This is a genomic window from Quatrionicoccus australiensis, from assembly GCF_020510525.1.
In the GTDB taxonomy this organism is placed as follows: Bacteria; Pseudomonadota; Gammaproteobacteria; order Burkholderiales; family Rhodocyclaceae; genus Azonexus; species Azonexus australiensis_B.
The window spans coordinates 2,768,077-2,783,027 of the sequence record NZ_CP075188.1 but is presented as its reverse complement, the minus strand read 5'-3'; the positions used below and the strand labels follow the sequence as shown (position 1 = coordinate 2,783,027).

Below are 14,951 nucleotides of genomic sequence, written 5' to 3'. Positions count from 1 at the left end.
TCCGGCGTTGACTCGGCCTCCCTCTCTTGAGAAGGGGAGGGCTGGGGAGGGGGTGGGGGCTAGGTGAAGCGATACCAATGCTCGAACATGACCACTCAAAGACTATGGACAGCTTTTCTTAGAAGCTGTTCATGATTTTTCGCTTGTCATTCAAACCCCTCCCGACCTCCCCTTGTCAGGGGAGGGGCACCCCAAATCGCGCATGGACGGGCTCCCTCCCCTGACAAGGGGAGGGCTGGGGAGGGGTTTTACAGACGTATCAAATAAAGCCGCAGCCCGGCTTCATGACTTTCTGAAGATCGTGAACAGCCTCTTACATCTTTTGTTCGCGAACCAGCTTTTCCAACAACTCACGCCACAAGCGAACCTGCGAAGCGCCACCCTTGCGCGAGGCGCCTGATGGCAACCAGATATCGTCGTCGTTGAAGCTGTATACCGGCTCAAGATCGGTGCGCTGCGAAGCCGGGCGAATCTCCTTGACGAGATTGTCGAGAATCAGCGGATCGGCATCCGGCCGTGGGTAGTAGGCGAGAACCATATGGGACTCACCGATGTTGAGCGCCTTGACGTAAGTAATACGCAGGCGTTCGGCGGGAATGCCCAACTCCTTCAGCGAAAGATACTTCGCAATCGAGTAATCCTCACAGTCGGCACCAAACGAGCTCAGCGATTCAACCGGTGTTGCCCAATAGTCTTCCTGACCCCAGTGAGCAATATCGCTGTAATAGGGAATCTGGTTCATGAACTCATTGGTTTTGCGCAAGGTCAGCGCCTCGGCCCTGGCATCCCCTTGCTTGGCAGTTGCCGCTTCTGCTGCCTTCATGTCGTTGATCAGGCGCTGCCAGATCATCAGGCGTTTGGGGGCGTCGGCCGAAAAACGGCGAGAAACGTAATTCAGAAGATTTTGCGAAAAGTCGACGATGCCAGCGACGACCGGTACGGCTGTCACGAGTAGAAAAACACAGGTCAAATAACGAACATTTCGTCGCGACAAAAGCATCCCGAAGCTTGGCAAACATGGTGATTTTGGCATTCTACATGCACAGGCTTTTGCCTGTGCAAGAAGGCTGTTTCTGGTAGTGGTAAAGAATGCTATATTCATGGCTGATTGTCGCAAATGTCATATTTGTTATATTCGCGAAAAGCAACAGGCTCAAGTAAATCTGAGCACTTAAAACAGATTTTTTACAGGAATTTCCCCTTGCGCTGTATCCGTTGGTTTTTGCTCTCCTGGTTTGTTTTTGTTCTGAGTGGCTGTGCATCGGTCTTCGATGCTCCCTACGAAGAGATTGAAACCGAAGGCCCGGAAGCAGTCTCCGATCCGCATCCCCTGGTGGAAGTGACACCCAGCGATCTGCACGAAATGATCGGCCTGCCAGAAACCGGGAAAGTCCATTACCAGGACATCTGGGATCGAATTCGCCAGGGCTTCAGGGTTCCCGATCTCGACAAGGATCCGCAGGTCATTCGTGGCGCGCGGCGCTTTGCTGCCGACAAGTTTCTCGATCACACCGCACAACGAGCCGGCAACCTGCTGTTTTACGTGGTTGAAGAAGTCGACGCCCGCAAACTGCCAATGGAGCTGGTGCTCGTTCCCTTTGTTGAATCCGGCTATACGCTGGAAGCCAAATCGCAGGCAGAAGCCCATGGTGCCTGGCAGTTCATCGAAAACACGGCACGCACCTACGAGCTCAATATCGACCGCTTTCGCGATGAACGCCGCTCGCTGGTTGCCTCCACCCGTGCCGCCATGGACTACCTGAGCATGCTCAACGGCATGTTCGACAGCTGGCCGCTGGCCATGGCCGCCTACAACTGCGGTGAAAAACGCGTCCTGGCCGAGGTCAACCGAGCGAAAGCACGCGGCATCAAGAAACCCGGCTTCAACGACATTGCCGCCTCTTTGCCGCAGGAAACCCGCGACTACGTGCCGCGCATCCTGGCGCTCAAAAGCCTGATTGCCAATCCGGCGGCTTACAAGGCGAGCTTGCCGCCCATTGAAAACGCCAGCCGCCATACTGTGATCGAAATGCATCGCGACATCGACGTCAGCCTGGTGGCGCAACTGGCCGGGTTGAAGCTCAATGAATTTCTCGCACTCAATCCTTCGCTACAGGCGCCCATCATCATTGGCAACAACCACACGCAACTGCTGTTGCCACACGCCGCCGCATTGCAACTCGCCCTGCGCATGGGCGTGCATAAGGGAAGTTGGGTTTCCTGGCGCCTGATCCGCATTACCCGCCCGACCAGCCCAGGCGAACTGGCCCGTCGCAATAACGTGCCGGCCAAACTGATTGCCCAGGTGAACCCCTTGCCGGAAGGCCATTACTACGCGGTTGGCGCGACCTTGCTGATTCCGCTCAAAGGCGACCAGGTCGCCGAAGAAATACCTCAGCAACTCGCCCGGGGCGCGATCTTGTTGACCAAGGGGGTTGGGCTGACATCAAAGGCGGCCAGCACGCTGCAGCCACCGCGTAACTGATTTCGACCATCAAATAAATCATCAGGGAAGTGACTGTTCAAATAATGGCTGGTTTCCAACAGAGGGGCGGGTAGGGGGATTTATGGTGAGGAAAAACAAGGCGGCTATCACTAAGCTCATAGATGAATATCCCATTTTGCTGCACTGCAAAATATTTCTTTATCATCGCTTTGTACGGTGGCAAAATCAGGTCATAAAAAATGCAGATTGTTAAATTGGAGCCACAATGCTTGCTAGTCCGACATCTATTCCTGATCTTTTGATCATAGAACCTCGCGTTTTTGGTGATGAGCGAGGTTTCTTTTTTGAAAGCTTCAATCAGCAGCGCTTTAACGAAATCCTCGGGAGTGAGGTGGCATTCGTTCAAGACAACCATTCAAAGGGAGGGCGTGGTGTCTTGCGTGGCTTGCACTATCAAGTTGCGCCTCATGCTCAGGGCAAGTTGGTGCGTGTGGTGGCAGGGAGCGTGCTTGACGTCGCTGTCGATATTCGTCCTGGTTCGCCAACCTTGGGCCAGCATGTTGCGATTGAGCTGTCTGCCGAGAACAAACGCCAGTTCTGGATTCCCCCTGGGTTCGCCCATGGATTTGTTGTCTTGAGTGAAACGGCTGAATTTCTCTACAAGACGACCGATTACTACGCACCATCGGCTGAACGTTCCATTGCCTGGAACGATCCTGATCTCGCGATTGATTGGTTGCTCAATGACACTGAGCCAATGCTTTCTGCCAAAGATAAGGATGGGCTGCGGTTTAAAGTTGCAATAGCTGCATTGGAGGCTGACAAATGACTATTCTTGTTACGGGAGCAGCCGGTTTCATTGGCAGCAATTTTGTTCTGGATTGGCTGGCGCAATCTGATGAGTCAGTAGTCAATCTCGATGCGCTGACTTACGCGGGAAACTTGAGCAATCTGGCTAGTCTGCAAGGTGATCGACGGCATGCTTTTGTTCAAGGCAGCATCGGAGACTTTGATCTGGTTAGCAAGCTGCTAAACACTTATCAGATTCGTGCTGTTGTCAATTTTGCAGCCGAATCGCATGTTGACCGCAGTATTCACGGCCCGGAAGATTTTATTCAGACAAACATTGTCGGCAGTTTTCACCTGCTCGAAGCTGTACGTGCCTATTGGAGTCAACTTGGGGATGATGCCAAAGCCAATTTCCGCTTTTTGCACGTGTCGACCGATGAGGTATATGGCTCGCTCGGCAAGGATGACCCCGCTTTTGCCGAAACCAACCGCTACGAACCAAACAGCCCGTATTCTGCCAGCAAGGCAGCAAGTGATCACTTGGTCCGCGCCTATCATCACACCTACGGACTACCTGTACTGACGACCAACTGTTCAAACAACTATGGCCCCTACCACTTCCCGGAAAAGCTGATTCCGCTGGTAATTCACAACGCTCTGGCAGGAAAACCCCTGCCAATTTACGGTGATGGTCAGCAGATACGTGACTGGCTCTACGTCAAGGACCACTGCAGTGCGATTCGTCGGGTGCTTGAGGCTGGGCGTATTGGTGAGGTTTATAACGTCGGTGGCTGGAACGAGAAGCCTAACCTTGATGTAGTGCACACCGTCTGCACCATTCTTGATGAGCTATCACCACGTGCCGATGGCAAAGCCTACAAAGAACAGATCACTTACGTTAAAGACCGCCCTGGGCATGATCGCCGTTATGCCATCGATGCCAGCAAGCTTGAGCGCGAGTTGGGTTGGAAGCCGGCAGAAAGCTTCGAAACAGGTATCCGGAAAACCGTACAGTGGTATCTGGACAACCAGGCGTGGGTACAGAATGTGACCAGCGGTGCATATCAAGGCTGGGTTGGCAAGCAGTACGGAGCCTGATGATGAAGCTGCTTCTTACCGGAAAAAACGGTCAGGTAGGTTTTGAGCTTCAGCGTGCGCTCGCACCATTGGGGGAGATCGTTGCGGTTGATATGGCTGAATGTGACCTCTCTAATCCTGATGCCATTCGCCGGTTGGTATCCGAAACCAGGCCTGACATCATTATTAACCCAGCCGCTTATACCGCAGTTGATAAGGCCGAAACGGACCAGGATCTAGCTTATGCGGTCAACGGTATGGCGCCGGGGGTTTTAGGGGAAGAGGCCAAAAAACTGGGCGCGCTAGTCATCCACTATTCAACTGATTACGTTTTTGACGGCACGAAGCAGGGGGCCTACAGCGAGAACGATGCTCCTAATCCGCAAAGCATCTACGGTAAAAGTAAGCTGGCCGGCGAACAGGCATTACTGCGAAGTGCTGCCGATCATTTTATTTTTCGGACCAGTTGGGTTTTCGGTGCGCACGGCAACAATTTCGCCAAAACCATGCTACGGTTGGCTGTCGACCGCGACACGCTAAATGTCGTCGTCGACCAATTTGGCGCGCCCACCTCAGCCGCCCTGCTGGCTGATATCACTGCCCATGTTATTGCACGATACCAGCGCGAAGGTCGTGCTGCCCAGCCTTTTGGTATCTACCATCTTGTGGCCAGCAGCTTGACGACTTGGCACGACTATGCACAAACGGTGGTTCGCGCTGCCATCGCTGCTGGCAAACCACTCAAGCTAAGCCCGGAAAATATCAAGGCTATTACGACGGCAGAATACCCGTTGCCCGCGCCCAGACCCACGAACTCGCATCTTGATACCTGCAAGCTGCAAGAAACCTTTGGTCTCATTCTGCCACCGTGGCAAAACGGCCTTAATCACGTACTTCAACAGATACTCTAAATACCATGACCACACGCAAAGGCATCATCCTCGCCGGCGGTTCCGGCACCCGTCTGCATCCGGCTACGCTCTCCGTCTCCAAGCAGCTCCTGCCGGTGTACGACAAGCCGATGATCTACTATCCCCTGACCACGCTGATGCTGGCGGGGATACGCGACATTCTTATCATCTCCACTCCGCAGGACACCCCTCGCTTTGAATCCCTGCTGGGTGACGGTAGTCAATGGGGTATCAACCTCAGCTATTGTATTCAGCCCAGTCCGGATGGTTTGGCGCAGGCATTTATCCTTGGCCGCAATTTCGTTGGCAATAACCCCAGCGCATTGGTGCTGGGTGACAATATTTTCTATGGCCATGATTTTAATGGTTTGCTCAAGCGGGCTGATGCCATGAACAGTGGCGCATCCGTCTTTGCCTACCATGTTACCGATCCGGAACGCTATGGCGTTGTCGAATTCGATAGCAAGCAAAAAGCCCTCTCTATCGAAGAAAAGCCGCAACAACCTAAGTCCAACTACGCCGTGACGGGCCTCTACTTCTATGACGAGCAGGTTTGTGAAATTGCTGCTGACATCAAGCCTTCACACCGGGGGGAGCTTGAAATTACTGATGTTAATGCGCGCTATCTTAAACAAAATGAACTCAGCGTAGAAATTATGGGGCGAGGCTATGCGTGGCTTGATACTGGTACCCATGACTCTCTGCTTGAGGCAGGGCAGTACATTGCAACCATCGAGAAACGCCAAGGGCTTAAAGTTGCTTGTCCTGAAGAGGTTGCATATCGGGCAGAATGGATTAGTGCTGGGCAACTTGAAGTTCTAGCGCAGTCAATGCTTAAGAATGGATATGGGCAGTACCTTAATTCAATTTTGATGGAAAATGTTTTTTGAACTCAGAATCCATTTATTGAGGTGATAATCAATTTCTTGTGTTTTTATTGAAATAAATATATCGACTAGGTGTGTGTCAATATTTGTTATGTTAATAGTTTGATTATTTTATTTGGTGTGTTTTTTTGGTATTGTATGTTTTGTATTTGTTGTTGTTTTTAATTTTAATGGTGTGTGAAAACTAATTGGATTGCATTAAAGTGACTCATAAATATGCGTAGGAATATCATTTGGAACTTGGCGGGTGTGGTTTTGCCCATGATTGTCGGATTGATAACAGTGCCAGAGTTGCTGAATAAGATTGGAGCTGAAAGACTTGGGGTTTTATCGATTGCATGGATGTTGGTTGGTTATCTCGGTGTCCTTGATCTTGGTCTGGGTAGAGCCCTAACTCGCGCTATTGGTGAGCAAAATGCCCGAGGTGTTATAGTTGATAAACAAATAAGTCTTTCGCGAGAAGCAACTCGATATATGGTTTTAGTTGGTGTCTTTTGGATGATTGTAATAGTATCAATAGCACCTTTTGTTACTGAGAAATTGTTGAACATACCAAATGATTTGCAAATCGAGGCAAAAAAAGGGTTTTTGTGGTTGGCAGTGGCAGTTCCTTTTATGCTGTACGCCACTTCGCGTGTTGCGATTCTTGAAGGGCAGCAGAGGTTTCGTAGAGTAAACGCTATTAAGATTCCATTGGGCATGGCGACCTTTATAGCCCCTCTAGGTATGTCGTATTTTGATAAAAATATAGAATATATTTTGGCATCCCTGTTAGGGGTAAGGGTATGTGCTGCTATCAGTTTTGGCTTGGTTGCTAATTGGCCTAGTTGTTCTGGAAAAGTTGCTTCTTGTGATAAAAATGAAATGCGTGAGTTGTTTTTTTTTGGTGGGTGGCTCACCATATCAAATATTGTTAGTCCGATACTCGCATATTTTGATCGTTTTTTTATTGGCGCAATGCTGTCAATGACTGCTGTTACGTATTACACAATTCCGCAAGATGTTCTCGTTAGATTAACAGCTCTTCCTATCGCGATTATGGGGGTGTTATTTCCACTATTGTCTAAGTCACATTTTTTGTTACCAGAAGAAACCACTAAAGTTGTTAGGTCGGCGGCGATTATGTTTTCAACTGTTTGGTTTTCAGCTATCGGAGTTGCGATATTGGTGGCGGATGACTTTTTGAGTTGGTGGGTTGGTAGTGAAGTTTCATCACATGTTGTAAATGTTTGGTATATATTGGCAGTAGGCGTATTTATCAATGGGTTTTCTCATTTGCCATATAATATTATTCAAAGCGCTGGGCGCTCTGATGTGACAGCGAAAATTCATGTGATTGAGTTAATTCCATACCTTGTTTTAATGTTTTTTTGTATAAGTTTTTTAGGTATAGAGGGAGCTGCATTTGCATGGAGTTTGAGGGTTGTTTTCGATAGCTCTTTATTGTTTTTAGCGGCCTCTAAAGTATTTCATTTGCAGAGGCGGGAAATATCGAATGCTTTTTTTATGATGGTTTTTTGCGCATTAACACTGGTTGCTTTATGTTATGTTAAGTATGATTATATAAGGTATGGGATAGTGGCTTTTTTTGGTTTTGTTTTACTAAAAAAATTCGGTTTGAGGTTTATGTTTAATGAAAAGTAATTTTTTAATTAAAAAATCTGCTTTCTCCAGCCCGTCTTTTGTAGTTTTTATCCAGTGGACTTTTTTATTGATTGCTTATCAGGCAAGTATGGCTGATTTGCAAAAGCTCAATCCATTTTTTTTGGTTATTGTGGCTACTTTTGTGTTGTTTATGGTAATTGGTGAGTGGTTTGGTGGGGCGGTGGGAAATGTTGAGCGGGTACCCAAGTATTTTTTTAATAAACAATCACTTTACGTTATTTCGTGTATTTCAATATTGTATACGGGATATTTGTTTTTGATGTTGGTTGGTTCAGGGGGGTTCGAGTCAGCTCTGGATTTTAGGGAAACCCTTTTTTACACATCTGATAGTGATAAAAGTTCATTAGAAGTTGGTGTTTCATTTCCATTGGTCGCTGCTTCGTTGGTTGTTTCAAAAGAAAGCAAAGATAAGCGTATTATTGTTTTTTTCTCAGTTTTTTTGTTTTTCTTGGCAATTCTTTCTACTTCTAAAATGTATCTTTTTTTGTTTGCTTTTTTTATGTTTCCTAGCCTAAATAGGATTAGGCTTCGGCATGTGTTGATCGGCGTGGTTTGTTTATTTTCCCTTTTTGCGCTGTCGCACATTGTGTTGGAGAAATATTCCGCCGATCCTGAAGATGGAATTACGGATGCCGTTCTTAAAACTTTTGAAGTTTATCTACTCAGTGGAATTGGCGCCTTTCAAATAGTTCTAAATAATGATGCCTCTTTGCCTGAGATGCGTTCGTTTTATGGAATAAATCAGCTTCTTCCAATTAAATTAGATTGGGTTCCAAATATTAATATTCTTCCATGGGTTTCTATTGATTATGGATGGATGACGAATATATATACCGCTTTGGGCGTCTGGTGGAATGATTTTGGCCTGTTGGGGGTTGCTGTTATTTCTTTTTTTATCGGTTTTGCCTATAAGATAATGTGGAGTTCAAAAACTCTTCAGGGAAGGTTTATGACGACATTCTCTTTGCTTCCGTTGTTGTTTACATTCTTTGAAGATTATTTCTTAATGTCTTTGAAGACATGGGTTGTGTTTTATATGGCATCTGTATTAATTTCATTTACTAGGCTTGAAAAATTTGAGGGGCGGTGAATGGCAATCGTAGCAATAATGACACTTTACAATCCGGATATAAGCGTACTCGGGGCTAATATTCGGGTTTTGACTAGATTAAATATTTCAACTATTGTTTATGACAATACACCTGGTGAATGCCATGGCGCTAATATGCAATGGGCTATTACCGCTCGAAATAATAATTTATTGATTGGCTATTTTGGGGATGGCGTTAATTATGGGTTGGGTAAAGCTTATAATACTTGTATTGAGTCGTGTCTTGGTAATAATGAAGTAGAGGCTTTTTTGATTCTTGATCAAGATACAGATCTTGAAAAATCCAGTTTGCTATCTTTGATAAATTCTTATCATTTGGCAAAAAACATAACTGGTCTTGGTGTTATTGGTGGAAAGCCTATTAGGGCTGATGGTGCTGCGTATCGATACAAGGCTTATTCGTATGATGGGGTTGGTAAATATGTAAATGCTCTTTTGGTTATAAGTAGCTTCTCCATTATTCCAAAGTCTGCAATTGAGAAAACTGGACTATTTCAAGAGGATTTCTTTATTGATCATATCGATTACGATTTTTGTTGGCAATGTCACAAACACGGCTTAAAGACTCTAATCGACGAAGAGTCTATTTTTACGCATATTGTTGGGAAGGGAGATGTTAGATTTCTTGGAAAAATAATTTGTCCAATTTCTGAGCCGTATCGTGGATATTATCAAGTAAGAAACACTCTTTTGTCATCTAGTCGTGGTGGGGCTCCTCTTCTTTGGACAATAAAAGAGATTGTTAAAAGATTCATGGTGGTCTCCTTGAATGGGCTTAGTGATAGGAATTTATTAATTAGATTTAATTTTGCCCTGCTTGGGCTGATGCATGGATTAAAAAATATTGGCGGTAAATTGGATGATAATTTAAATCGATAATATTATATTGTCTTGGTTGATGAGTTTTATATGCATAAAAGAGTTGAAGTAATTCACTGTGCTGAAACTATAAAAGGGGGAGTGGCATCATATCTAAGAGAGTTGTTGCCTCTTCAGGTTTTTGATTTTGGTTGGGGATGTGTTGTTTTGCTTATTCCAGCATCGCAACAGGATGATTTGCCTAGCATACCTGGTGTTAGGTTTGAAACATTTAACGATAAGGGGTATCGGTTTTTTGTTGCATTTCGATTGGCGATAAAGTTATTGATGTTAGTTAGATTGTATAGCCCGCGAGTTTTGCATATTCACTCAACATTTGCTGGTGCAAGCGTAAGGCCATTGTTCGCAATAATTAACCGATCCGTGAAAGTGGTGTATTGTCCTCATGGGTGGGCTTGGGATCGCTCTATGTCTAAATTTGGCAAATTCCTTACCTGTTTTCTAGAGCGAGGTTTCGCCCATATTACAGATAAAATTGTTTGCATTTCTGAATATGAGCGTCGAACCGCCATTGAAGTGGGTTTGCCAGAAAATAAGCTAATTGTGGTTCGAAATGCAATCAGCCTAACATCTCCTATAGCATCACCTATTTTTGATTCAGTTTGGCCAGAATCGGTTCGGCGGGTGCTTTTTATAGGGCGTTTTGATCGACAAAAAGGGTTCGATATTTTGCTAGAGGCATTAACTTTACTAGGCGGTTCTGTACATGCAGTTATTGCTGGTGCTCCGGTCAGAGGAGATGAGGTAGAGAGAAAAATTCCAGTGAATGCCACTTGTGTGGGTTGGGTTTCCCCTAATATTCTTGAAACATTATTGCAAAACGCTCAGATTTTAGTTGTTCCGTCAAGATGGGAGGGGTTTGGTTTGGTTGCTTTGGAGGCAATGCGGTCAGGTGTACCTGTTATCGCCTCATCTGTTGGTGGGTTACCGGAAGTAGTCGACCATGATGTAACTGGTATCGTCATTAAGCCTTGCTCACCTGTCGCGCTGGCTAATGCTATTCTCAGTCGAACTGACCTGCAACTTAGGGATATGGGAAAAATGGGACGCAAGCGGGTAAGAGATTTTTTTTCGATTGATAGACTGCATGAAGAACTTTGTGTTGTTTATGAAAGTGAATTGTCTCGGAATAAGAAGATACTCAAGAAGCATTAATTAGTCGGCCCTGCAAAATCTCGAAAGGCTCATGAACAGGTTCTATTAACCCGGCAAATTGATAGGGCATTTGTGATATGATACTGACATGCATAAAGACGATGCCCGCAAGCTCAAGCCAGAGCAACAGAAGGAGAAGCGCAAGATAGCGCTTCGAATGCGAATGAACGGACGCGAATTTGCCGAGATTGGAGAAACGGTCGGGGTTCATCCCCGTACGGTCCAATACTGGTGGTCGCGCTATCAGGCAGAAGGCCTCAAGTCGGCGGTAGAGGGTGGCAAGCGTGGCACCGATGTGGGCGAGCGACGCACGCTGAGCGTGGAACGGGAGTGGGCTGTGCAGCAGTTGATCAGCGAGAAGATGCCTGACCAACTCAAGCTGTCATTTGCGCTGTGGACACGGGCCGCCGTTCAGGAGTTGATCTATCGTCGTTTCAAGGTCGACATGCCGATTCGGACGGTAGGTGAGTATCTCAAGCGCTGGGGTTTTACGCCGCAGAAGCCACTGAAGAAGGCGTACGAGCAGAAACCTGAATTGGTGGATGCCTGGCTCAAGGAGGGCTACCCAGGCATTGCGCAGCGCGCCAAGGAAGAAGGGGCAGAGATTTACTGGGGCGATGAAACGGGCATCCGTAGCGATTGCCAGCACGGTCGAAGCTATGCGCCAGCGGGGAAAACACCTGTTCAACGGGTGCCCGGCAGCCGGTTTGCCACGAACATGATCTCGACCGTCACCAATCAGGGGAAAGTTCGCTTCATGCTCTATCAGGAAACGATGACCGCCCCGGTGCTGATTCGATTTCTGGCACGCCTGGTTCGGGATGCCGGACGCAAGGTATTTTTGATTCTGGACAACCTGCGTGTGCATCACAGCAACAAGGTTCGGGACTGGCTGAAAAGCACAGCGAACACATAGAGGTGTTCTTCTTGCCCGCCTATTCTCCGGAACTCAACCCGGACGAATATCTGAACTGTGACTTGAAGGCCTTGGTTCATGGCGGAAAACCCGCCAAGAATCGGGATGAACTGGAATCAAAGGTGCGAGGCGCAATGATGAAAATACAGAATCGTCCAAAACGGGTTATGTCCTATTTTAGACATCGGAAAATCCAATATGCTGCCTAATGAACCTATTGGATTGCCGGGTTAATATGCTGGAAATTCACCTCAAAAAAATCCCCGAGAAATTAAAATATTGGTCATAGAAACCCAGGAGAAATTGAAGGAAATTCTGATGACCACTGATTTTTTTTGCGCCCGACTCGATCAGATGATTGACCTACGCGCGTTGGCTGGCAAACGGTGGTCTGGCGGTCGGTGATCGACGTCTTGAAGCGACCCGGCCGACGCCTGCCCATGCCCTCACCGAGGGTTGTGAGGCGTTCTCGAGGCGGTCACCGACACTAGCTTGGTTTGATTTGGAGTGGTTTTTGTAAAATTCTGGAGTGGTGTGATGAATAGGTATATTGACGAAAAATTGCCTTTATATAGACACTAGATGTATGCCTAAAACTGCTTGTGCCCTCCTGTATCTTCTTTCTGCGAACATTCGGCCGGCGCATTTTTTGCGGGCGGGGGTGACGGAGCGCGACATCGGGAGCCTGTCAGAGCGTATCGATGGTGAACAGCTCTTGGCCCAGCGCGCCGGCTTCGATGAGGCCGGGTGTCAATTTGCTTCCTCCTGCCAAACATTGCGATCAAGCCTTTGGCGAGGCAGGTTGCTGCGGTCGACCGTGTGATTTCGATGAAATTGCCTTTCCGCCTCGTTCCTTTATTTGTTTCCGCCATGGTGGTGCTCTGTTTGTATTGGGGTCTTAACCAAGCTGAGTCTCGTGCTATTTACGCAAGTTGGGACAAGGTACTGCACGCCTCGGTGTTTTTTGTCATCTGGTGGATTACGCGCTGGAGCCTGCGGGGTTCCTGGCTGTGGATCACGCTGATCGCAGTTGTGGGTGGCGGAGCAGAGGAAATTCACCAGTTTTTCCAGGAGGGGCATGTGCCCAGTCTGGAGGATTGGTATGCCGATATTGTCGGGGTAAGTTTGGCTGCGGTAATTTATCTGCTGGGGCGTTTGCTTTGGTTGCTGCGCGCAAGCGTCGGCGAGCGCGAGGCCCTGGTTGTTCTGGAGCGCCGTGAGGTATCGGGCTGGAGGAAGCACGCACTGGATTGGCGATGGACCTTCAAAGTGTGGCGATGGGGGTTTTATCTGGTCATGCTCGGTGGGCGTGAGCGTCGGGCCTTGGGGCCGGCGGAGCAAACGATTGCGCGCTGGAGCGTATGGGCCTTGATTTTAGGGTTTTTGCTGGTGTCGACCGCAACGGTGTTGGTTGTGTTGTTGTTGATTCAGACTGCGCTGGGCTGGCAGTTTCCTTCTGTACTTGACTGGATGGTTCGCGGGCAGTGATCGTGTTTTAGCGAGGATTGTCCGGTCAGCCTGGCTCTGGCGGCGGCGTTCTCGCCTTGTTCACAAATCTCATCGTTTCGATTTTTCTGATGCTTGCCCCTGAACTATTACGATTGTCATATATGGGATTTCATTTGTTCATGGCATGATTGATGCACTGCAACAATGTCACGACAACCTTGAGTAGCCGAGCGTTCCAATATGTCCTTGATGTCTTCGGGTTTGGTCAGGCCCCATAGTTCAAAAATTGCCTTCCTGCATCGCGTCCTGGACGGAGCGGTCATTCTTTTTGCTCTGTTCATTGCGATGCAGCTTACCCACGATCTCGAGTTTGATCGTCATTACGCGCAGGCTGCAGCTTGGGCGGTAATGCTGTTTTTGACCTTTGGCGGGGCGCGCCAGATTTATGGTTCGTGGCGTACTGAGTCTCTTCCGAGGGCGGTTTTTGCGACCCTCGTCACTTGGTTCTGGTCTGCAATGTGCTTGGTCCTGCTGGCGTTTTTGACCAAGACTTCTTCCGATTACTCGCGCTTGGTCACCATGGTTTGGTTTGGCCTTACTCCGTTACTGCTGGCCATCTCTCGCGTTGGTTTGCGTGTAGTACTCAAGTCTTTGCGCTCTGGTGGCAAAAATACTCGTACCTTGGCTATTGCTGGTAAAACCCAGTTGGGGTCGCAGGTGCTGGAGAAGATCGAGCGCACGCCCTGGTTGGGTATGAAGTTCATCGGTTTTTTTGATGACCGCCTGGCTGCGCGCGAGTGCAAGGATGCCGCCAATCATGTGGATGGTGTAGGGCGGTTTGATGAGCTGGTTGATCTGGCTCGGGCCGGCAAGGTCGATTACGTCTATATCACGCTACCGATGCGTGCCGAGGGCCGCATTGTGCAATTGGTGACCGATCTGGCCGATACCACTGCATCGGTTTATCTGGTGCCCAACTTTTTCATTTTCGATTTGCTGCATGGCAAATTGGCAAGCCTCGATGGCATCCCTGTGCTCAGCTTGCATGAAAGCCCCTTCTACGGGGTGGATGGCTGGGTCAAGCGGGCTGAGGATATTGTCGTGGCCAGCCTGATTTTGCTGCTGATCTCCATCCCCATGCTTATTATCGCTGCCGGGGTAAAGCTCACGTCGCCCGGCCCCGTGCTCTTCAAGCAACGGCGGTATGGCTTGCATGGTTCTGTGGTGGAAGTCTGGAAGTTCCGCAGCATGACGGTGACCGAGAACGGCGACAAGATTGTTCAGGCACAAAAGAACGATGCGCGGATTACGCCGTTTGGCGGTTTTTTGCGGCGTACGTCGCTTGATGAGTTGCCGCAGTTCTTCAATGTGCTGCAGGGGCAGATGTCGGTGGTTGGGCCGCGCCCGCACGCTGTGGCGCACAACGAGCAGTATCGTGGTCTGATCCGCGGCTACATGCTGCGCCACAAGGTCAAGCCGGGGATCACCGGCTGGGCGCAGATCAACGGCTGGCGTGGCGAGACGGAGACGCTGGACAAGATGTCCATGCGCGTCAAATACGACCTTGAGTATGTGCAGAAATGGTCGCTGTGGCTGGATCTGAAGATCGTCTTTTTGACGGTATTCAAAGGTTTTGTGAACAAGAACGCTTATTGAGCGTCATTTT

At 48.3% G+C, this 14,951-nt stretch carries 12 protein-coding genes and 1 pseudogene; 12 read left to right on the top strand and 1 reads right to left on the bottom strand.

Annotated features, from left to right (window positions below; genetic code table 11):
- Positions 1-313: 313 nt before the first annotated feature.
- Complete coding sequence (locus tag KI612_RS13370; protein ID WP_226440571.1) at positions 314-949, bottom strand: transglutaminase-like cysteine peptidase; 636 nt, start codon at positions 947-949, stop codon at positions 314-316.
- A gap of 252 nt (positions 950-1,201) precedes the next feature.
- On the opposite strand from KI612_RS13370, the gene KI612_RS13365 reads away from it, so the two are divergent.
- From KI612_RS13365 to KI612_RS13310, 12 genes and pseudogenes are all read left to right on the top strand, one after another.
- Complete coding sequence (locus KI612_RS13365; protein WP_226440570.1) at positions 1,202-2,485, top strand: transglycosylase SLT domain-containing protein; 1,284 nt, start codon at positions 1,202-1,204, stop codon at positions 2,483-2,485.
- Positions 2,486-2,711: 226 nt separating this feature from the next.
- Positions 2,712-3,275: a dTDP-4-dehydrorhamnose 3,5-epimerase gene (gene rfbC, locus KI612_RS13360; protein ID WP_226440569.1), complete on the top strand. Its 564-nt coding sequence runs from the start codon at positions 2,712-2,714 to the stop codon at positions 3,273-3,275.
- Entirely contained in the window at positions 3,272-4,333 is a 1,062-nt protein-coding gene (rfbB, locus tag KI612_RS13355; RefSeq protein ID WP_226440568.1) for a dTDP-glucose 4,6-dehydratase, read from the top strand. Before rfbC ends, rfbB begins: the two co-directional genes overlap by 4 nt.
- A complete protein-coding gene (gene rfbD, locus KI612_RS13350) occupies positions 4,333-5,223 on the top strand; it encodes a dTDP-4-dehydrorhamnose reductase (RefSeq protein WP_319002945.1) in 891 nt (296 codons plus the stop codon). The genes rfbB and rfbD overlap by 1 nt, the downstream gene beginning before the upstream one ends.
- 5 nt (positions 5,224-5,228) lie before the next feature.
- Positions 5,229-6,113, top strand: a complete 885-nt coding sequence (gene rfbA / locus KI612_RS13345) for a glucose-1-phosphate thymidylyltransferase RfbA (RefSeq protein WP_226440567.1) — start codon at positions 5,229-5,231, stop codon at positions 6,111-6,113.
- A 258-nt stretch (positions 6,114-6,371) separates the two neighbouring features.
- Positions 6,372-7,754 carry a flippase gene (locus KI612_RS13340; RefSeq protein WP_404818053.1) on the top strand — a complete coding sequence of 461 codons (1,383 nt, stop codon included), beginning with the start codon at positions 6,372-6,374 and terminating at the stop codon, positions 7,752-7,754.
- Positions 7,744-8,865, top strand: a complete 1,122-nt coding sequence (locus KI612_RS13335; RefSeq protein WP_226440565.1) for an O-antigen polymerase — start codon at positions 7,744-7,746, stop codon at positions 8,863-8,865. The genes KI612_RS13340 and KI612_RS13335 overlap by 11 nt, the downstream gene beginning before the upstream one ends.
- On the top strand, positions 8,866-9,765 hold the full coding sequence (locus KI612_RS13330; protein WP_226440564.1) for a glycosyltransferase family protein: 900 nt from the start codon (positions 8,866-8,868) through the stop codon (positions 9,763-9,765).
- Positions 9,766-9,795: 30 nt separating this feature from the next.
- Positions 9,796-10,920: a glycosyltransferase family 4 protein gene (locus KI612_RS13325; protein ID WP_226440563.1), complete on the top strand. Its 1,125-nt coding sequence runs from the start codon at positions 9,796-9,798 to the stop codon at positions 10,918-10,920.
- 88 nt (positions 10,921-11,008) lie between these two features.
- A pseudogene (locus KI612_RS13320) lies at positions 11,009-12,045 on the top strand (IS630 family transposase).
- 619 nt (positions 12,046-12,664) lie between these two features.
- Positions 12,665-13,324, top strand: a complete 660-nt coding sequence (locus tag KI612_RS13315; RefSeq protein WP_226440562.1) for a VanZ family protein — start codon at positions 12,665-12,667, stop codon at positions 13,322-13,324.
- 201 nt (positions 13,325-13,525) lie between these two features.
- Positions 13,526-14,941, top strand: a complete 1,416-nt coding sequence (locus KI612_RS13310; protein WP_226440561.1) for an undecaprenyl-phosphate glucose phosphotransferase — start codon at positions 13,526-13,528, stop codon at positions 14,939-14,941.
- The last annotated feature ends 10 nt before the right edge of the window (positions 14,942-14,951 follow it).

Coding starts and splice junctions, on each gene's coding strand:
- rfbC (WP_226440569.1), top strand. CDS start 2,712: ATGCTTGCTAGTCCGACATCTATTCCTGATCTTTTGATCATAGAACCT.
- rfbB (WP_226440568.1), top strand. CDS start 3,272: ATGACTATTCTTGTTACGGGAGCAGCCGGTTTCATTGGCAGCAATTTT.
- rfbD (WP_319002945.1), top strand. CDS start 4,333: ATGATGAAGCTGCTTCTTACCGGAAAAAACGGTCAGGTAGGTTTTGAG.
- rfbA (WP_226440567.1), top strand. CDS start 5,229: ATGACCACACGCAAAGGCATCATCCTCGCCGGCGGTTCCGGCACCCGT.
- KI612_RS13340 (WP_404818053.1), top strand. CDS start 6,372: ATGATTGTCGGATTGATAACAGTGCCAGAGTTGCTGAATAAGATTGGA.
- KI612_RS13335 (WP_226440565.1), top strand. CDS start 7,744: ATGAAAAGTAATTTTTTAATTAAAAAATCTGCTTTCTCCAGCCCGTCT.
- KI612_RS13330 (WP_226440564.1), top strand. CDS start 8,866: ATGGCAATCGTAGCAATAATGACACTTTACAATCCGGATATAAGCGTA.
- KI612_RS13325 (WP_226440563.1), top strand. CDS start 9,796: ATGCATAAAAGAGTTGAAGTAATTCACTGTGCTGAAACTATAAAAGGG.
- KI612_RS13315 (WP_226440562.1), top strand. CDS start 12,665: ATGAAATTGCCTTTCCGCCTCGTTCCTTTATTTGTTTCCGCCATGGTG.
- KI612_RS13310 (WP_226440561.1), top strand. CDS start 13,526: ATGTCCTTGATGTCTTCGGGTTTGGTCAGGCCCCATAGTTCAAAAATT.